The following is a 19,203-nucleotide window of genomic DNA, read 5'->3' as shown; positions in this document are numbered from 1 at the left end:
TGCGCCCGGTGAAGCGGAGCTGTTGCAAAGGCGGCCAGCACCGGATACGGTCAACTATGTAAACTAGGTATAATGTAACGGTCGTGCCTCCTTTGTCAAGGCATACCGGCCGCCGCCGGGCCTACGGCCAATCTCGCCGGCCTCTGGCACCACCACACCAAACCGTCCTCACATGCAGACAAGCTCAAACGATCGCGGCGAGCCGACCGGTTTGGTCGCGGTCGCCCAAGGGACACCGGACGAAATCGAATCGCTGGCCCTGGTGCTGGAAGCGGTCGAAATCCCCTTTCATTACGCTCAAGACATCGGTCAATTGCTGGTGCCCTCTGCTCATGCATCGGACGCCCTGTTCCATTTGGAAGAATACCGGCGGGAAAATGCACGTTGGCCGTCTCGTCCCCCTCCGGTCCGTCCCCTGTCGGCGCAGGCCCAGCCCACCGTGCCAATCCTGTTGCTCCTGGCTCTCTTTTTCGTCCAAACCGGCCCGTGGACACCGGGTAACCAGTGGTTTCTCCGGGGAGCTCTCGACAGCACCGCCGTTTTCGGCCGGGGAGAATGGTGGCGCCTGCTCACCGCCCTGACCTTGCATGCCGATCTCGCCCACCTCGCGGGCAACTGCCTCATCGGCGGCATGGTCATTCATTTGCTTGCCCGAATGATCGGGTTTGGCCAATGCTGGCTGCTGCTGCTCCTCACCGGAGCCCTTGGCAATCTCGCCAATATCTGCATGCGGCAGCAAGCCCATCTTTCGGTGGGCTTTTCGACCTCGGTCTTCGCGGCCATTGGCATGCTGACCGGCTTGCAGTTGGCGCGCTCCTCGTCCCGTTCGGCCAGGGAACTGCTGCTGCCCCTGGGAGCGGGAACGGGACTGCTCGCCTTTCTCGGCAGCGAAGGGGTACGCACCGATCTCGGCGCCCATCTGTTTGGTTTTGCCTGCGGACTTGCCTGCGGCTGGTTGGGGGAGCGAAGCGGGTGTATTGCCCGCCTGCAGGCTCCGGGCTGGCAAATCCCACTCATGCTTTTGGCGTTGGCCGCGCCGGTCGCGGCCTGGATGCGGGCATTGGCGTAAGGCAAGCATTAGCAGCCTGCCCGACGGCAAACGCCACGACGACCGGGAAAAGGTCCAATGAGGACCGATCTTTGTTTGACGGAAGCGGAGCTAATGCATAATGTGTATCCCGTTTACCCATCTTCCAACGTTCCGACAGACAGACCGGGCCTCCGGATTTCTCGGCATGCCTTTTTTCAGTCTGCAACCCATGGAGCCGTATTCATGCCGATGAACGAACAACCGCCTTGGGGCAAGAAGAAGAAACCGGCGGGGCCGGAAGACTTTCTTGCCATCTTGATCCAGAAGATCAGGGATGCCTTCTCCGGCCAGGGGGAGGGTCCCGCCCCACGCAACGATCAAGGGAACCAATCCCCGGAAGAACCGCCCAACCTTTTCGCCGGGGCCGGCAAGATTCTGGCGATCGTTGTCGCCGCCCTCATCCTCCAGGGCGCGTTCACCTGCTTTTATACCATCAAGCCGGGCGAAGTCGGCATCATCCTCCGTTTCGGCAAATATACCCGCACCACCCAGCCCGGCCTCCACTTCAAGATCCCCTTCGTCGAGGATCTGGCCAAGGTCGATGTGGAAAAGGTGCGCAAGGAGGAGTTCGGGTTCCGCAGTCGCAACGCCGGCGCGAGCACGGCCTTTGATCGCAAGGGATACGATTTCGACCGCAAGGGATACGACATGGAATCCCTGATGCTGACCGGCGACAAGGATGTGATCGAGGTCGCCTGGATCGTGCAATACAAGGTCAGCGACCCGGTCAACTTCCTGTTCAAGGTGCGCGATGTGGCCCAGGCGGTCCGTGACGCATCCGAAACCGTGACCAGGAGAATCGTCGGCAACATGGACTTCGACTACGTGCTCGGCAACCGCGAAGTGCTGGCCGCCAGTGCCAAGCGGGAATTGCAGGGCCAGATGGACCGGCTGGAATGCGGAATCAGCATCGTCACCCTCCAGCTCCTCGACATCAACCCGCCGGAGCAGGTCAAACCGGCGTTCAACGAGGTCAACGAGGCCGACCAGGACATGAAGCGGCTGGTCAACGAGGCGGAGGAGACCTACAACAGGGTCATCCCCAAGGCGCGGGGCAGCGCCAAACAGATCGTCGAGGAAGCGTACGGCTACGCGGCCGAGCGGACCAACCGGGCCGTCGGCGAAACCAACCGGTTCAAGGCGATCGTCAAGGAATACCAGGGAACCGAGGACATCACCCGGCAGCGGCTGTATCTCGAGGCCATGCAGGAGATCCTGCCCAAGGTCGACCGGGTCTACGTGATCGACAAGAGCCAGCAGAACATCCTGCCGCTACTCGATCTCACCCGCGCCTCGGCCAAGGAGCAGCAGCCCGTTGCCAAATAGCCCGGAGCCCCACTTGTCCGGCTGTTTCTACCACTCCCTCAACCGACACGATTTCATGAACAAAATCATTCGCCTCATCCTCCTGGCTTTCATCGCCGCCGCCGCCGTCACCGTCTGGGATGGTTTTTTCATCCTGCCCGAAGGGCAGCAGGCGGTCATCACCCAGTTCGGCGCCCCGGTGGGGAAACCGGTCACCAAGGCAGGGATCGAATTCAAAATCCCCTTCATCCAGGTCGTGCAGTATTTCGACAAAAGGGTGCTGATCTGCGACGGCGATCCCAACCAGATCCCGACCATCGACAAGACGTTCATCTACATGGACAACACCGCCCGCTGGCGGATCGTCGATCCCCTGCGGTTTCTCCAGGCAGTGGGCACGGAAAAAAGAGCCACCTCCCTGCTCAACGACATCATCGCCGGTACGGTGCGCGACCTGGTGAACAAGCACGACCTGATCGAGATCATCCGCAGTTCCGACTGGACCCCGGACTATATGGCCGCCAAGGTCCAATCCCGGGACATGGTCGTGCCGCCCAAGGTAGGCCGGGATCGAATCAGCCAGATGGTGCTCGACACCGCCGCCAAGATCACGCCGCAGTACGGCATTGAGCTGCTGGACGTCATGTTTCGCCGGGTGAACTATATCGAATCGGTCCGCTTGAAGGTGTATGACCGGATGATTTCGGAACGCAAGCGAATCGCCGCCGAGAAGCGGTCGACCGGTGAAGGCCGCAAGGCGGAGATCCTGGGCCGAGTGGATCGCGAGTTGCAGGAGATCACCTCGACCGCCGAGCGCGAGGCCACCGAAATCCGGGGCAAGGCCGATGCCGAGGCCGCAAAGATTTACGCGCAGGCCTACGCCGCCAACCCCGAGTTCTACGCCTTTCAGAAGAGTCTGGAAACCTACCGGTCGATCGCCAGCAACAACACCTCGCTGGTCCTCTCCGCCGATTCCGACCTATTCCGCTACCTGGAGAGCCAGAAGGCAAAGAAGTAGACGCCAATCCTTTTTTCGCACAGCTGGCCCGAGTCGGGAGCCATCGGGCCACGGCTCGTGCCAGCCTCTCAATCCCTGCTCCCGAACCGGCTTGCCTACGGCTGGGGTCCTTAAGCTTTATTCCCCTAAATCGCCCTCCCAACCGTCGCCCGCAAAGCTGGGCCGCTGCTCCGGGGCATAGGGAATCCGGCCGCGCTCCTCAAGCACGGCCTCGAAGCGAAGCAGTTCCTCTTCGGTGCTGATCGCGTCTAGCCCCAGTTGGTCGTAGCGGCAGGAGCAGTGCACCAATTGGCCCCCGCACCACGGGCAGAGTTCCACCGGGCAGCCCAGCTCGTGCAACTCGCCGGTCACTGCATGGCAGGCGGGGCAGACATCCGCATCCATCCGCACCGGCTCGTACACGGCCAGGGCCTCGGGCGACGCGCAGACCGCGGCAAAATCCTCGGTGCTTTCGTAGCCGAAAAAGTCGAGCAACTCTTCCGCCAGGTAGCCGTCGGCCATGCTGCCCTGGAACTCCAGCCCCTCGCTGGAGACCAGATACAGATACCGGTCGCGGGCGGTACATGCCACCAAGAGGAAAATCCCGCGTTGGCGATTGACCACCCGAATCTCCTTGACCCAATCCTCCCGCGCCTCGGGCAGATAACTGTAAAACTCCTGCAAAAGGGCCAGGCCCATCCGATCCTCGCGGTAGATATCGAGCAGGTCCTCGGCCTCGGCCCGGTCCTCCTCGGCCACGGCGTAGTCCATGGCCTCGCGAATGCGCGCCAGCTTTTGCGCCAGATCCTCAAACATTTTCTCTTTCCTCGTCTCCATGCCGGGCAGCGAAACATCCCTTTTGGCCCGCCCGCCCCACCCGCTTGGGCCAGGCCGCACCCCGCCCGCGCCCTGTCTTGAATTTCAGCGGTAAATACGATAAGGTGCTGCGTTGTTATGCGTATTCGGGCGAAGACGGACCAAGCGGGAGGTCTTTGCCGCCACTCTACCCAAACAGCGAAGCCCGTGCATTCTTTTTCCGCGGCGCCCCCGGCGCCCAAGCACACCCGGATCCGGCCTCGCTGTGCCCTTGATTCCAGAAGGAGGACGCCCATGTCCGACATGTCTTTTGAGCAAACTGCAACGCTCGCCATCGACGGCACCACCTACGAGCTGCCCATCGTTCACGGAATCGAGGGGGACAAGGCCATCGATGTCCGCGATCTGCTGCGCCAGACCGGCTACACCGTCTTCGATACCGGCTACAAGAATTCGGCCTCCTGCTGCAGCACCATCACCTATCTCGACGGCTCCAAGGGCATCCTCCGCTACCGGGGCTACGCCATCGAGGATCTGGCTTCGAAATGCCTGTTCATCGAGGTGGCCTACCTGCTGCTGCACAACAAGTTGCCGAACCGGGTCGAGCTGGAGAATTTCCGGACCCTGCTTGAGTACCACGCCCTGATCCACGAGGACATGGTCCATTTCTTCGACAAGTTTCCGCCCAATGCCTCGCCGATGTCGATCCTGTCGGTGCTGGTCAACACCCTGCACAATTTCTATCCGGAAATGAGCGCCGATCCGTTGGAAAACATCGACATGACCGCCAGCCGCCTCATCTCGAAAATCAGGACCATCGCCGCGTTTTCCTACAAGAAATCCATAGGCCAGCCCCTGGTGTATCCGCGCAACGACCTGTCCTACTGCGGCAACTTTCTCAACATGATGTTCAACACCCCGGTCAGGCCCTACCTGGTCCTGCCCGAGGTGGTGGCCGCCCTCAACAAGCTTTTGATCCTCCATGCCGACCACGAGCAGAACTGTTCGACTTCGGCGGTCCGGTTGGTCGGCAGTGCCGGCGGCAACCTCTACGCCTCGATCTCGGCCGGTATCAACGCCCTGTGGGGGCCGCTCCACGGCGGCGCCAACGAGGCGGTCATCCAGATGCTCGAAGCGATCCACAAGGACAACAACGACTACAAGAAGTACATCGCCAAGGCCAAGGACAAGAACGACCCCTTCCGCCTCTCCGGGTTCGGGCACCGGGTCTACCGCACCTACGATCCGCGCGGCACGATTATCAAGGATGCCTGCGACGAGATTCTCGGCATCCTCCACATCAAGGATCCGTTGCTGGAAATCGCCCGCAACCTGGAGGAACTCGTGCTCAACGACCCCTGGTTCGTCGGACGCAATCTCTATCCCAATATCGATTTCTACTCCGGAATCATTTACCGGGCCCTGGGCATTCCCACCAACATGTTCACCGTCATGTTCGCCCTGGGACGGTTGCCGGGTTGGATTGCCCAATGGAAGGAAATGCGGGAGGATCCCGAAACCAAGATCTATCGCCCCCGCCAGATCTACATCGGCGCTCCGGCCCGAAAATTCGTCCCCCTCGCCGACCGGGCCTGACCGGCCCATTACCTTTCGCCCTCACCCTCAAAAAAAACGGATCGTGCCTCAAGGCACGATCCGTTCCGCTCCACCCGCATCTTGCGGTTAATTCCGGATGCTCACCCGATAGGTCAGGGTGGCGCTCTCCAGCGGCGGCACCGTGACCAGCCATGAAGCCAGGTGGGCGGACTCCTTGCGATGCTTGCCCGATTCGCTCAGGATCTGCCAGTCACCGGGGATCGGTTCCTGCACCTTGACCACGACCGCTTCCTTTTTCGCATTCTTCAAGCGGATGGCATATTCGCTTTCATACTGAACGCCAGCGCCGGCGGACTCCGGCCCTTTGAGCTGTTTGAAATCCGTCTGAACTTTGTCGGCGGTAATATCGAAGGCCTCGCCCAGATGGAGCCGGACCAGTTCCTTCTCCGGGGTGTGGTCGACCGTGTCCTCGCCGACGAACTGCAAACCGCCATTGCTGTCTTTCTTGTACACCCGCACCACGCCTCCAGGCAGGGGCCGGCCCAATCCCGCATCCTGGTCGTTGCGCACCTCGACAAAGACGCCGACCTTCATTTTCTGGCCGATTTCCCCGATGCGGGCGCGGAAGTAATGCTCTTGCCCTTTGAGCAGATATTCTTTTCGGCACGCCACTCCGTCGGCCTTGAGCAGCGCCACCTGTTTCTTCTGGTTTTCCCCGATGGTGGTCGGGCGTTCGAGCGAATAGAGATGGTACTCGAACATCGGCTCTTCTTCCAGGGCCTTGTGAGCCGAAGCCATGGACATGGCTTCGCGCCTAAGTATCTGCATCGGCATCGGCTGCGGCGCCACGTTGACGTCACCGGCAACCAGTTGCAGCCGCGCTTGCGGATATCGGGCGCCGCTCTCGTTGATCAGGGTCACCCAACCGCTGAGATCAAGGCGATCGTCGGCGGCGTTGAGTTCCGCCACGTAATCGGCTCGCCAGGAGAGTCCGGCGGTCAGATAGCTCAACTCCACCTCCCGTGTCCCGGCGGCACCGCTTTCGACCTGCATGGTCAGCGTGGGCCGATCGCGCAGGGTGTCGGGTACATCGGGAAAAATCAGGTGCCCGTTGACCTCGGTCTCGATCTGATTGCCCACCTGCAATACCACTCCGTTGCCGGCGCTGAGCACCTTGGCCTGCACGGACCGTTCCTCACCGGTGACCGGCTGCTGCCGGCGCAGGGTAATTTCCCGGCCCACATATTTTTGCAGCAGCGATTGGGGCGTTAAAAGGTCGTATTCGAAATTCTGCTCCAACACCCTGAGATTTCGCCCTTGCATCACCGCCGTTTCCGGCTTGATCTGGGCGCTCACCTCGCGAAAGGCAAGGGTGCGCGTGCCCTGGGGCAGGTCAACGGTACGACGGTCCTTGATCAGGGCCAGGTTTCTCGTATAGATGGTGACGTTCACCGCCTGTTGGTCCTGGCCGCCGACAACGATTTCCTCGTCGGCCAAAAGGGGGGTGGCGCTTGCAAGCATTGCCGCGGCCAGCATCAGCACTGTTTTCATTTCACCTTTCACTCGAAATAAAGAGATGTGGACCACTACGCCGATTCCGGCGACAAAGGATCTTCAGCTGTCGGTGAGGGCAAGCTCGGCAATGAAGCGTTCGATCTGCGCCAGCTGCTCGCTGGTCAACGGACCGAATTGCATGCTGAACCGCTTGACCATCAGACGGCTGAAAATCGAAGCCGGAACCGGCTGCATTTCACCGACCACGGAAAAAGGGATGTCGGGCAGATAAAAACGTGATTTGGCGTCGAAGAGATCGATGTGCGTGGAAAAATCGGGATCTTTCTCAAAAACGGCGCACTGGACGGCAAGGCCTCCCTGGCTGATATCGACCAGGGTCCCGGTGTGTTCACCGAAAAAGGCGAACGTTTCGTTCTTTGCCCGAAATCGTTTGTGACGTCGACGTTCGGCCCCATTCGTGCCTGTTTGTTGCAAATCCATAAGAGAGTATTCTAACCTTTCACCTTGTCGTTCTGCCGGCACTGAAATTCCGGCAATATTCGCGTACCAGTTGCCACCGTTGGGACACGCTCAACCGGAAATAAACCGGACTGAGCATCAGAATTCGGATAGCTTCGCGTGGATGCATCGGTACACCTCCCATTGTTGCTTACCCTGGTTGAAGCAAGAACCGAACCTGTTTACACAAATCGATTTATCAGCCAGTTGCAGCACAATTGCATCCATCAACAAGGAAAAAATCTGCCAAGGCCCCCCCTCGATTCCGCCTAAACGGAAAGAAAGCCCCTCCTTCGTCTTCTCAAAAAAATAGCATTATTACAAAATCATAAACAAAAAACCACAGCGGCCGAACGGCGTATGTTTCACAAAAAAGGAAAAGCCCCCTTCACTCTCCTTTCTCGAGACTGTTGCCGTGACCGAGATGCACCACCAAGGGGACGCGAAGAGCCATGGCGGATTCCATGCAGCCTTGTACCAGGGCCGAGACCTCCTCAAGCTCCTCCTCCGGCACCTCAAGCACCAGCTCGTCGTGGATCTGCAACAGCAGACGAGTCCGACATTGTCGTCGTTCCAATTCGCCATCCACCTGAATCATCGCCAATTTTATAATATCTGCCGCAGTTCCCTGGATGGGGGTGTTGATGGCGGTCCGCTCGGCGAATTCGCGTTGCACGCGATTGCTGCTGGTGATGTCGGGCAGGTATCGCCGTCGGCCCAGCAGGGTTGTCACAAATCCGTCTTGCCGCGCCTGCCCGACAATCGCCCCCATGAATTCCCTTATTCCGGAAAAGTGCGCAAAGTAGCGGTCGATGAAGGTTTGGGCATCCTTGCGGCTGACCCGCAGCTGACTGGCAAGGCCGAAGCTGGACATGCCGTAGACGATGCCGAAATTGATGGTCTTGGCCACCCGCCGCATTTCCGAGGTCACCAGTTCCGGGGCCACGAAGAAGATCTCCGCCGCTGTTCGCCGATGAATGTCCTGGCCGCCCCGGAACGCGGCCAGCAATTCGCGGTCTTCCGAATAATGCGCCAGAACGCGGAGATCGATCTGCGAGTAATCCGCGGCCAGCAGGGAACACCCCTCGGCGGCGATGAAGGCCGAGCGGATACGCCGTCCCTCTTCGGTGCGGATGGGGATATTCTGCAGATTGGGATTGCTTGAACTCAAGCGCCCGGTGGCGGTGCCGCATTGGTTGAAGGAGGTGTGCACCCGGCCGGTGGCAGGATTTTGCAGGCTAGCCAATTTATCGACATAGGTCGATTTCAGCTTGGCCAGGTTTCGGTACTGGAGGATCAGGGCCGGCAATTCGTGGGTCAGGCTTAGATTTTCCAGCACCTTGACATCGGTGGACCAGCCGGTCTTGGTTTTACGCCCCTTCGGTAGTTGCAGCCGGTCAAAGAGCACCTCGCCCAACTGCTTGGGCGAATTGATGTTAAAGCGCATCCCCGCCGCATCGTAAATCCGTTGTTCGTCGTCCTCCAGCCGCTGTCCGAACTCGTCGGCCAAAGCCGCGAGCCGGCCGCCATCGACCCGGATACCCTCGCGTTCCATCGCGGCCAGGACCGGGATCAACGGGCTTTCCACCTCCTGCAGCAGCGAAAGCAGATTGGCCTGGACCAGGAGCGGCCGCTGATGGAGATAGAGCCGGATGGCGCCGTAAACATCCTCGCAGCTGTAATTCTTGGCCGCCTCCAGCCCGACCCGGCAGAAGGCATCTTCGGCCTTGTCGCCCCCCGTGACCTCGGCAAAGGCGGTCATCCGAATGTCGATTTCCTGGCACAGGTCGTCGAGCTTGTACGAATGCCGATCCGGATCGAGCAGCCAGGCCCCGATCATGGTGTCGTACAGTGGGCCGGACAACCGGATGGCACCGTTGCGGGGCGAGGCCAGGATGGCCAGATCGAATTTGAGATTGTGGCCGATGGTGACGATTGCGCGTCCTTCCAGCAGGGGCCGCAAAAAGGCGGCCAGCCGGTCCAGGGACAGCTGGCCGCCCACGGGCTTGCCCTCCGCGTCGCAATGGCCGCAAGGCAGATACCAGGCATCGCCCTCCTCGACCGCGAGCGAAACCCCTACCAACCGGGCCCGCAACGGGTCCAGCGAATCCGTCTCGGTGTCGACTGCCAGCAGCCCGGTCGTGGCCAATCGTGCCTCCAGCCGGGCCAAACCTTCGTCGTCCCGTACAAGATGAAAGCGGGCGGTGTCGACCTTGGCCGCCTGGACCGTATCTTTGAGCAGGGAATGAAACTCCAGTTCGGTCAGCAGGCTGCGCAGCTGTTCCCGGTCGGGTTCGACCGCCCGATAGCGCTCCATTTCCTCGGGCACAACCGCCGCCGCATTGAGCCGGACCAAGTCGCGGGATAAAAACGCCTCGGCCCGATGCTCCCGAATCTGCTGGATACTCTTCGACGGTTTCAAGGCGTCGATTTGCCGGTAAAGATTTTCCAGGTCGCCGTACTCGGCGATCAGTTTCTGGGCGGTCTTCGGTCCGACGCCGGGAACTCCGGGAATATTGTCCGAGCTGTCGCCGGTCAGGGCAAAATAATCGAGCAGGCGGGTCGGGGACAGCCCGTATTTTTCCGCCACCGCCGCCTCGTCCATTACCCGATCGTTCATCGGATCCCACAGGTTGACTTCGGGCGAGACCAGTTGGAGCAAGTCCTTGTCGCCGGAGACCACCACCACTTTGTATCCCTGGCGGACCGCCATCGCCGATGCCGAAGCAATGAGATCGTCGGCCTCCTGGTCGTCCTGTTCCAGCAGGAGAATGCGATGGGCCAGAACCAGCTGGCGGATGTAGGGAATCTGCCGAGCGAGGTCCTCGGGCATGGGGGGGCGATTGGCTTTATAGCGTTCGTACAAACGGTGCCGGAACACCGGGCCCCGGGTGTCGAAGGCCATCGCCAGGTACTGCGGCTCGCGTTCCTTGAGCAGCCGGCGCAGAATCGAAGCAAAGCCGTAGACCGCATGGGTCGGCAGGCCGCCGGCGGTGGACAACGGTTTGACGGCATGGTAGGCCCGGTAAATATAGGCGCTGCCGTCGATCAGGTACAACTCGGGGACGCTCATGGACGCTCCTGGACAAAGACAAGGCAATGGCGGACACGCCGGCAACCGGGGCGGGCGCGTTTGCTCTGTTGTACACAGCAACTCTCCGGGAACCAACCCTTTTTTCGCCACGGCCCAAGACCTCACGCCCTGGCTGCGGACATAAAAAAACCCCGCCGGCAGCGGGGTTTTTCGATAATTCGGGACAATCGGTGTCCCGAGGGCCGGACAGAGACTTGTTTTCAGGCACTGGCAGCCTTGACCCAGGTGGCCTGCAAGCCCTTGTCGCCCTCCTCCATGGCAAAATGAACCTCGTCGCCCTCGGCAAGATCCCCCATGGCGACGTCCTTCAAACTGCTGGCATGGAAAAAGACATCGAGCTTGTCATCGGTGACGATGAACCCGTAGGATGCATCCGGGGCAATCTTGCGGATGATGCCGGAGGTCTTGTCGTCGATCACCGCCCCCTGAACCTTGACCGCTTTGTGATCCTGCCGTTTCTTGACAATTTCCTTCAGTTGCTCGCCCAGGACATCGAAGGCCTCGACCAGAAGCGGGCGGACACTCTCGCCCCACCGCTTGACCGCCACCGTATCGTTGGGAACGGTGGCCACCAGCCGCACCTCGTGGCCGCCTTCCTTGTAGCCCGGAGTGGCCTCGATACTCACCCGCAGGTGCAACACCAGGTTCGCATAGTGACGGATCAGTTTGGCCCGTTCTTCCTCGATCTTTTCCTGCCAGCTCTTTCGTATGTCAAGATTCTTGGCCTCGATTTTCAGTTCCATAAACATCCTCCACAGAGAAAGACGCCAGCGGCCCCATGCCGCTGCCTGTCGGCCATGTCGCCATAGCCCACGCCGTGAACAAACCGACGTTTTTCGTTGATTATTTCCGTTGTTCCAAGGGGAAGGGCACGGTGCGGAGCGTGCGAAACGCACGAAAAGTGAATGATTTTGTGGGCATACGGCGTAACCATGCCTCCATTATAGCCATTGATCGGCGGAGAAATCAAGGGGCGGGAGTGCATTTTCTTGACGGCCGCCTTGGCGAACCAGTAGAGTGGCGCCATGAAGACTGAAAGCAAAATCGGCATCTTACTCCTGAATCTCGGCGGGCCCGAACGGCTTGAAGACGTGCGGCCTTTTCTGTTCAACCTGTTCTCGGACCGGCAGATCATCCGCCTCGGGCCGGCTTTCCTGCAAAAGCCCATCGCCCGAATCATCGCCCACCGCCGTGCGCCGGCCAGCATGGCCAATTACGCCCGGATAGGCGGAGGCTCGCCCATCCGCAGGAAAACCGAGGAGCAGGCCCAAGCCCTGGAACAGGCGCTCCGCCCGGATGGGGATTTCGTGGTACACCCCTGCATGCGCTACTGGCACCCCCGGGCCGAAGAGGCGCTGCGGGATCTGGCGCGGCAGGGGGTCAGCAGCATAATCGCCCTGCCCCTCTACCCGCACTACTCCATTGCCACCACCGGTTCCTCGCTGGGCGATCTCCACCGCACCGCGGCTCGGCTCGGGATCGGCATCCCCATCCGCGAGATCACGGCCTGGCCGGACGAACCGGCCTACGTCGACTGTCTGGCCGACCGGATTCTGGCCGGAGTCCGCTCCTTTGAGGGCCAGCCGGTCCAGGTGGTGTACAGCGCCCACAGCCTGCCGGTGCAATTTATCCAGGAAGGCGATCCCTATGTCGAGCATCTGCAGCGAACGATAGCCGCCATCGAGGAGCGGACCGCCATTGCGGGCCGACTCTGCTACCAAAGCCGCAGCGGGCCGGTGGAGTGGCTGGGACCGGCGCTCCCCGAGACGATAACGGCCCTGGCCGGCGAAGGCTGCAGCCGTCTTTTGGTGGTGCCGATCTCCTTTGTTTCGGACCATGTCGAGACCTTATACGAGATCGACATCCAGTACCGGGAGATGGCGGAGGGGCTGGGAATGCGCTTTGTCTCGACCCCTGGCCTGAACGCCGATCCCCGTTTCATCGCCGGGCTGCGCGATCTGGTCCTGGCCGCTCTGGACGGCAAGGGAACGACGGCGAGTTCAGGGTGAGGTCGGCGCGGCGGGGAAGCTCCGCATCCGCACGCTCATGATCAGACCGAGGGCGGCCATGTTGGTCAGCAGCGAGGAGCCGCCGTAGCTGAACATCGGCAGGGGCACCCCGACGACCGGCAAAAAGCCCATGATCATGCACAGGTTGATCACCGCCTGCCAGAAAATCAGCATGGAGCAGCCGAACGCCAGGATAGCGCCGCACTTGTCCTTGGCCGACATGGCGACGTTGATTCCCCAGGCGACCATGAAAAAATAGCAGCTCAGGAAAAAGACCGAACCCGCGAATCCCCATTCCTCAGCCCACACCGCAAAGGCAAAGTCGGTGTGCCGTTCCGGCAGGAACTGGAGGTGCCCCTGGGTGCCCTCGAGAAAGCCCTTGCCGAAAATCTTCCCGCTGCCCACCGCTATTTTGGACTGCATGATCTGGTAGCCGTGATTCATGATGTCCGCCTCGGGATTGAGGAAGGTCTCGATCCGTTTGCGCTGGTACTCCTTCAGTAAAAACTTCCAGCCGACAAAGACGCAGCCCATGGCGGTGGTGCTGAGAATGGCCAGCGTGCTCCATCGCAGCCGCATGAACAGGGTCAGGGACACGAAGACGATGACGCAGATCAGCGCGGTTCCCAGGTCGGGCTGCTTGGCGATCAGCACGAAGGGACAGGCCACCAGCAGCCCCGGCCGGATCAGGTCGCGCAGGCGGTAGCCGTTGGGGACATCGAGATTGGAGTAGCAGGATGCCAGCACGAGAATCAACGCCAGCTTGGCCGGCTCCGAAGGCTGCAGATTGAAAAATCCCAGGTCGATCCACCGCTGCGAGCCGGCAATGGCCTTGGTGAACATCAGGGTATACACCAGCAACAACAGGATGATGCCGTAGAGCACATAGCCGAATTTGGCGACTTTCTGGTATTCCTGGCTCAGGATCACCATCATGATCAGCAAACCGGTACAGAAAAAAAGCAGTTGCTTGAAGAAGACCGAAGAGGCGCCCCGGTCCGGGATATGGGTCGAGCTGTAGAGATTGATCAGGGCCATCCCTCCCACCAGGAGGACCATCAGCAGCATGACCCAATCAAAATGTTGCAGCAGGCGGCGATCAAAATGAAACATGGCGTTTAATGGGGCAGTTCGTTGAGTTGGGGAGCGGTATCCGTTTCCCGGTTTTCCTCGCCGGGCTCGTCCAGGGGCGGCGGATCCGTATTTTCAAGCAGTTCCTGATTGAGGATGACCCGCTCGGTGGGACGGCCGCTTGGCTGCGGCGGCTTGGGTCCGCTCGACTCCGCGAATTTCTGCTCGAAATATTTGTTGAGAATCTTGGCGGCGATCGGCGCCGAGGCCGTGCCGCCGTGCAGACCGTGTTCAACCAGAACGGTGACCACGATCTCGGGATTCGACGCCGGGGCAAAGCAGGTGAACCAGGCGTGGTCCCGGTATTCATACGGGATATCCGCCTCCTTGAGATGGATGTACTGGGCCAGGCGCACCACCTGGGCGGTTCCGGTCTTGCCGCCGACGACGATGCCGTGCTGCTCGTCGATCTGTGCCTCCCGCCCGGTTCCCCTGCGGCTGTTGACCGCATCGATCATGCCTTCCCGGACCAGCTTCATGTTCCGCCCCTGTCCCGGTATTCGCGAGATGATTTCCGGCTGGAAGACATTGACTTCCTTGCCGTCCGCATCGACCACCTTGTCGACCACCGCCGGCTTGTACAAGGTGCCGCCGTTGGCGATCACCGCCGTCATCTGGGCCACCTGCAACGGGGTGGTGAGGTCGTAGCCCTGGCCGATGGCGACCGACAGCGTCTCGCCCTCGTGCCATTTCACGTTGTACCGTTTCCGCTTCCATTCCGTGCTGGGCACGATCCCGGCCTTTTCGTGTTCCATCTCGATGCCGGACCTCTCGCCCAGGCCGAACATCCGGGCGTACTTGGCCAGCCGGTCCACTCCCAGCTTCAATCCGACCGTGTAGAAGTACACGTCGCAGGATTCGGCCAGCGCCCGTTTGAGGGTCACAGTGCCGTGTCCGCCTCTTTTCCAGCAGCGATAGGTGCGATTACCGAAATGCATCGAACCGGGGCAGAACACCGGGGTGTCCGGGGTGATGACACCCTCCGCCAGGCCGGCAAAGGCCGTGATCGGCTTGTAGGTCGAGCCGGGGGGATATTGTCCCTGCACCACCTTGTTGATCAGCGGGTGGAGCGGATTGTCGAGCATCGCCTTCCAGGCCTTCTGGGAAATGCCGCCGACAAACTCGTCCAGATGCAGCTGGGGCGCGCTGGCCACGGCCAGCAGCCGGCCGGTGTTGGCCTCCATCGCCACCACCGCGCCCGCCCAATTCTTCGCCGCCATTTCCTCTTCCGCGATCTTCTGCAACTCGACGTCGATGGTCAGGTACATATCCTTGCCCGGCTGGGGCTCGACGTCCTTCAAGTTCTGCTGCTCGAACCCCAGGGCGTTGACTTCCATGTTGTTGCTGCCCTTTTCGCCGCGCAGATCCAGCTCGCGCAGCCGCTCGAGCCCCATCTTGCCGATCAGGTCGCCGCCCCGGTACAGGGTTTTGTCGGCCTTGTCCAGCTCGGCCTTGTTGATCTCCCCCATGTAGCCGATCAGGTGCGAGGCCAGGTTGCCGAAATGGTAGATGCGCAGGGGCACCACCTCGATCTTGATTTCCGGCAGATACATCCGGTTGTTCTCGATCCGAGCCACGGTTTCCCAATCGATGTCTTCCGCCAGCCGGACCGGGATATGCCCCGGCGTGCCCGCCATCTTGCGAATCTTTTCCAGCAGGGTGGCAGAATCCAGCCTGAGCAGCCTGGTCAGCCGCTTGAGCCATTCATCGTTGATCTTGTTGCTTTCCCGGATCCAAACGACGTTGAACGAAGGCCGGTTGGTGACGATCTCCCGCCCCTTGCTGTCGTAGATATTGCCGCGGGGGGCGGCGATGTCGATGGAGCGGACGCGGTTGGAATCCGCCAGCTGATTATAATACTCGCCTTGTTCGACCTGCAGGAACCAGAGTCGGGTGACGATGACCGCGAAGAAGGCGATGATCACCACAAAGGAGTAGAGCGACTTCTTGCGGTAGCCGTTCAAGTCGCTCTCATCGCGCTTGGGCAGCCTGGTGACGGCGCTGTCCTTGGCCCGTTCGGCCTCGAACAGCGGCTCTCCCTTCTTCCGGTTCGGTTTCCTGACGTTTTTCATGGCGCCGCCAAACAAATTACCCACATCCCACCTGCACGGTTCACCAACAATATTCAGGCCCGTCGGCGCCGGTTATCGCTGCGCAAACGTAATTTGCTCCAGGACAGGAAACCGCGTTGGGAATACTTCTGGATCAGATCGAAGAGAAAAAACAGGGGATAGGAACACAGTGCCACCAGCAGCATGCGCAAGAGCATCTTCCACCATGACCAGGCGACTTGCTGGCCGGGCAGGAGGAGTTCGAGAAAAAGGTACACCGCCCACGAAACCGCCAGGAAGCTGAGGCTGATCAGGGGCAGGTGGTACAGGAGTTCGTTGACCGGGATCTGGCCGGCGAGTTGGCGCAGGAAAAAATAGCCGCCGAAACAAATCAGGGCATAGGTTCCTAAAATGGTTCCGGAAAGAACGTCGAGTACGCAGGCCAGGGGGAACAGGATGATCAGGCTGCGGAGCACATCAAGGCGCAGGGCCAGATACGCCACCAACACATAGTAAAAATCGGGCGTCACGAACGAAACGGGCGTGCGCATGCAGACGGTCGTTTGCAGGATCGCCAGCACCACGCCAACGACAATGAAATGCAGTACCACCATCGCTTCTTTCCCATTCACGCCTTGGCGTCAGTCATCTTCCCACCACGGGCGGCCCCGCCGCCGGTCGTTGGAACCGGACCGGACCGTCAGCGCTGTTCCATCTGCTTGATTTCTCCGAGCTGCGGCTGCTGGAGGATCAACAGGTTTTCCAATTTCTGGTAATCGACCGAGGGCGTCACCTCGATCTCGTGGAACATGCCCCTCGGCTTCTTGATGATTTTCGAGATCACGCCCACCTGCAACCCGGTGGGGAAGATGCCCCCGTAGCCGGCGGTGACGACATGGTCCCCCTCCTCCACCTCGGCGGTCTTGAGAATGTACTCCAGCCGGTAGGTCAGGGTGCCGTTGCCCTTGAGAATGCCGCGCACCCTCGATTTCTGCAGCAGCACGTCTATGGCGCTCGACGGCGCGATCGCCAGCAACACCTTGGCGTAATTCGGCGTGACCGCGAACACCTGGCCGACGACCCCGTCGCTGTTGACCACGGGATTGCCCTTGCCGACCCCGCTGTTCGAGCCGCGGTCGATGATCACCGAGCGGAACATGGCCGACGGATCCTTGCCGACAATCGTCGTGGCGACCGCCTGTTGCTGGTCCAGGGAATTCTTGAATTCGAGCAGCTTGCGCAGGCTGGCGTTGGTGGCCATGGCCTCGCGGCTTTTGTTGAGGATATTTTCGTTTTCCTGCAGCTGCTGGACCAGCCGTTTGTTCTCTTCGCGCAGTCGGAGGCTGTCCTGTAGGATATCGATATATTCGCTCTTGAAGGTTTCCAGGTAGGAGCTGCTCAGGGTCACTGCCTTTTGCAGCGGCCCCACCGCCTCGAGCACCAGCTTGTGCAGCGGCCCGAAGTCCTGGCGGCCCAGGGTGGAGACCAAAAAGATCAGTCCCAAGGTCATCAGCAGACCGGCAAGGATGACGATGCGAAAGAGACGATAGCGGTCGCTTCGTTTTCTGGTGGGCTTTTTTCTCATCGGAGAAGAGATCGTGGCGAAGACCGGTGCGGCGACGAAGAAACGGGCGGGAAACAGCAAGCTCCCGGTCGATCTCCGCCGGAACTACTCGATGGCGATTTCCCGGAGGATCTCGATATTGTCGAGGGCCTGCCCCGATCCGAGAACCACGGAGGACAAGGGATCCTCGGCCACGATGATCGGCATGCCGGTTTCGAGCTTGAGGCGCTTGTCGAGGTTTTTCAGCAACGCGCCGCCGCCGGTCAAGACAATACCCTGGTCGACGATGTCGGCGGACAACTCGGGCGGCGTCTGCTCCAGGGCCACCCGCACGGCATCGACGATCACGTCGACCTGCTCGGCAATGGCGGCCTGGATCTCCTTGGAGGTGATGGTCAGGGTCTTGGGCACACCGGCCACCAGGTCGCGTCCCTTGATTTCCATGGTCTCGTAGGGCTCCTCGGGCAGCACGTTGCCGATGGTGGTCTTGATCTCTTCGGCCGTGCGCTCGCCGATGGCCAGGTTATGCTTGCGCTTGATGTACTGGAGGATGGCATCGTCCATTTTGTCGCCGGCCACCCGGACCGACTTGGCATACACGATGCCGGCCAGCGAGATGACCGCCACCTCGGTGGTGCCGCCGCCGATGTCGACGATCATGTTGGCGGTCGGCTCGGTGATCGGCAAATCGGCACCGATGGCGGCGGCCATCGGTTCCTCGATCAGGTAGACTTCGCGGGCGCCGGCGGATTCGGCGGTATCGCGCACCGCCCGCTTCTCCACCTGGGTGATGCCCGAAGGCACGGAAATGATGATCCGGGGATAGACCAGGGTGCGGCGTTTGTGCACCTTGTTGATAAAATAGCGGATCATGGCCTCGGTAACCTCGAAATCGGCGATGACGCCGTCTTTCATAGGCCGGATGGCCACGATGTTGCCGGGGGTGCGGCCCAGCATCTCCTTGGCCTCCCTGCCCACGGCCAACACCCGGCTGCCGCGTCCGTCCTTGCGGACCGCGACCACCGAGGGTTCGCGCAGCACGATCCCCTTGCCTTTGACGTACAGCACCGTGTTCGCGGTTCCCAAATCAATAGCCAAATCGTTTGAAAGCCAGCCGAAAAGAAAATTAAACGGAGAAAACATCCGATATCACCTGTCTTGAAGTCTCTATGTTATCTGCGTGCGCGCGGTGCGCGGGAGGATGGGGTAACCGGATTGTTGACGCTATCGTTACCGCCGCAGCGAGAAATCTTGCCACATTACCAACAGAAGCACCAGTTGGCAATCGATATGGCGCAGGTCCGAAAAAGAATTGAGAAAAACTTGACAGCTCCCGGTAAAGCATGGTAAGTGCCTCCGTGAAATGCACATGGGGCTATAGCTCAGCTGGGAGAGCGCTTGAATGGCATTCAAGAGGTCAGCGGTTCGATCCCGCTTAGCTCCACCAAAATATCAAGGGGTTACGGCAAAAAGTCGTAACCCCTTTGTTATTCCCGACGTTTTTTAAACGTTTTTCCTTCGCCGGCATTCCCACCGCCCATTCAGCCGTCCACTCCACAACTCTCCCCAGTAATCC

The 19,203-nt window shown here is 60.4% G+C and carries 16 protein-coding genes and 1 tRNA gene; 6 read left to right on the top strand and 11 right to left on the bottom strand.

Annotation, left to right across the window (positions count from 1 at the left end; genetic code table 11):
• Nucleotides 1–172 precede the first annotated feature (172 nt).
• From RMR13_RS12960 to hflC, 3 genes are all read left to right on the top strand, one after another.
• The gene (locus RMR13_RS12960) at nt 173–1,069 is read left to right on the top strand and encodes a rhomboid family intramembrane serine protease (RefSeq protein WP_310601046.1); all 897 of its coding nucleotides are present in this window, start codon (nt 173–175) and stop codon (nt 1,067–1,069) included.
• 204 nt (nt 1,070–1,273) lie between these two features.
• Entirely contained in the window at nt 1,274–2,416 is a 1,143-nt protein-coding gene (gene hflK / locus RMR13_RS12955) for an FtsH protease activity modulator HflK (RefSeq protein WP_310601045.1), read from the top strand.
• A gap of 55 nt (nt 2,417–2,471) precedes the next feature.
• A complete protein-coding gene (gene hflC, locus RMR13_RS12950) occupies nt 2,472–3,413 on the top strand; it encodes a protease modulator HflC (protein WP_310601044.1) in 942 nt (313 codons plus the stop codon).
• Nucleotides 3,414–3,530: 117 nt separating this feature from the next.
• Here hflC and RMR13_RS12945 read toward each other — a convergent pair whose 3' ends face one another.
• Nucleotides 3,531–4,208 (bottom strand): hypothetical protein, encoded by a 678-nt coding sequence (locus RMR13_RS12945; RefSeq protein ID WP_310601043.1) that lies wholly within the window; start codon nt 4,206–4,208, stop codon nt 3,531–3,533.
• 294 nt (nt 4,209–4,502) lie between these two features.
• Here RMR13_RS12945 and RMR13_RS12940 point away from each other — a divergent pair, with 294 nt between their 5' ends.
• Nucleotides 4,503–5,804 (top strand): citrate synthase, encoded by a 1,302-nt coding sequence (locus RMR13_RS12940; protein WP_310601042.1) that lies wholly within the window; start codon nt 4,503–4,505, stop codon nt 5,802–5,804.
• An 87-nt stretch (nt 5,805–5,891) separates the two neighbouring features.
• On the opposite strand, the gene RMR13_RS12935 is transcribed toward RMR13_RS12940, so the two are convergent.
• The 5 genes from RMR13_RS12935 to RMR13_RS12915 all read right to left on the bottom strand — a co-directional run bounded on the left by RMR13_RS12935 (nt 5,892) and on the right by RMR13_RS12915 (nt 11,923).
• On the bottom strand, nt 5,892–7,316 hold the full coding sequence (locus RMR13_RS12935; protein WP_310601041.1) for a DUF4139 domain-containing protein: 1,425 nt from the start codon (nt 7,314–7,316) through the stop codon (nt 5,892–5,894).
• Nucleotides 7,317–7,379: 63 nt separating this feature from the next.
• Nucleotides 7,380–7,802 (bottom strand): PilZ domain-containing protein, encoded by a 423-nt coding sequence (locus RMR13_RS12930; RefSeq protein ID WP_310601040.1) that lies wholly within the window; start codon nt 7,800–7,802, stop codon nt 7,380–7,382.
• A 364-nt stretch (nt 7,803–8,166) separates the two neighbouring features.
• Nucleotides 8,167–10,851, bottom strand: coding sequence for a DNA polymerase I (polA, locus tag RMR13_RS12925; RefSeq protein WP_310601039.1), 2,685 nt, complete (start codon nt 10,849–10,851; stop codon nt 8,167–8,169).
• Between the two features lie 221 nt (nt 10,852–11,072).
• A complete protein-coding gene (locus RMR13_RS12920; RefSeq protein WP_310601038.1) occupies nt 11,073–11,615 on the bottom strand; it encodes a cold shock domain-containing protein in 543 nt (180 codons plus the stop codon).
• Nucleotides 11,606–11,923 (bottom strand): hypothetical protein, encoded by a 318-nt coding sequence (locus RMR13_RS12915; protein ID WP_310601037.1) that lies wholly within the window; start codon nt 11,921–11,923, stop codon nt 11,606–11,608. The genes RMR13_RS12920 and RMR13_RS12915 overlap by 10 nt, the downstream gene beginning before the upstream one ends.
• Between RMR13_RS12915 and hemH the strand changes: the two genes are divergently transcribed.
• Nucleotides 11,898–12,881 carry a ferrochelatase gene (gene hemH / locus RMR13_RS12910; RefSeq protein ID WP_310601036.1) on the top strand — a complete coding sequence of 328 codons (984 nt, stop codon included), beginning with the start codon at nt 11,898–11,900 and terminating at the stop codon, nt 12,879–12,881. The two genes, RMR13_RS12915 and hemH, sit on opposite strands and share 26 nt — an antisense overlap.
• On the opposite strand, the gene rodA is transcribed toward hemH, so the two are convergent.
• The 5 genes from rodA to RMR13_RS12885 form a co-directional block, all read right to left on the bottom strand.
• Nucleotides 12,873–13,994 carry a rod shape-determining protein RodA gene (gene rodA / locus RMR13_RS12905; RefSeq protein ID WP_310601035.1) on the bottom strand — a complete coding sequence of 374 codons (1,122 nt, stop codon included), beginning with the start codon at nt 13,992–13,994 and terminating at the stop codon, nt 12,873–12,875. The two genes, hemH and rodA, sit on opposite strands and share 9 nt — an antisense overlap.
• A 5-nt stretch (nt 13,995–13,999) precedes the next feature.
• On the bottom strand, nt 14,000–16,084 hold the full coding sequence (mrdA, locus tag RMR13_RS12900) for a penicillin-binding protein 2 (protein WP_310601034.1): 2,085 nt from the start codon (nt 16,082–16,084) through the stop codon (nt 14,000–14,002).
• A 53-nt stretch (nt 16,085–16,137) separates the two neighbouring features.
• Nucleotides 16,138–16,677, bottom strand: coding sequence for a hypothetical protein (locus RMR13_RS12895; RefSeq protein ID WP_310601033.1), 540 nt, complete (start codon nt 16,675–16,677; stop codon nt 16,138–16,140).
• 86 nt (nt 16,678–16,763) lie between these two features.
• Complete coding sequence (gene mreC, locus RMR13_RS12890) at nt 16,764–17,648, bottom strand: rod shape-determining protein MreC (RefSeq protein WP_310601032.1); 885 nt, start codon at nt 17,646–17,648, stop codon at nt 16,764–16,766.
• A gap of 84 nt (nt 17,649–17,732) precedes the next feature.
• Nucleotides 17,733–18,770, bottom strand: coding sequence for a rod shape-determining protein (locus tag RMR13_RS12885; RefSeq protein ID WP_309410724.1), 1,038 nt, complete (start codon nt 18,768–18,770; stop codon nt 17,733–17,735).
• A 228-nt stretch (nt 18,771–18,998) separates the two neighbouring features.
• On the opposite strand from RMR13_RS12885, the gene RMR13_RS12880 reads away from it, so the two are divergent.
• Nucleotides 18,999–19,074: transfer RNA gene (locus tag RMR13_RS12880), tRNA-Ala, on the top strand.
• The last annotated feature ends 129 nt before the right edge of the window (nt 19,075–19,203 follow it).

The sequence above is a fragment of the Desulfobulbus sp. genome, assembly GCF_031547805.1.
GTDB lineage: Bacteria > Desulfobacterota > Desulfobulbia > Desulfobulbales > Desulfobulbaceae > Desulfobulbus.
The sequence above is the reverse complement of the archived record's forward strand: the minus strand, read 5'-3'. Positions and strand labels throughout refer to the sequence as shown.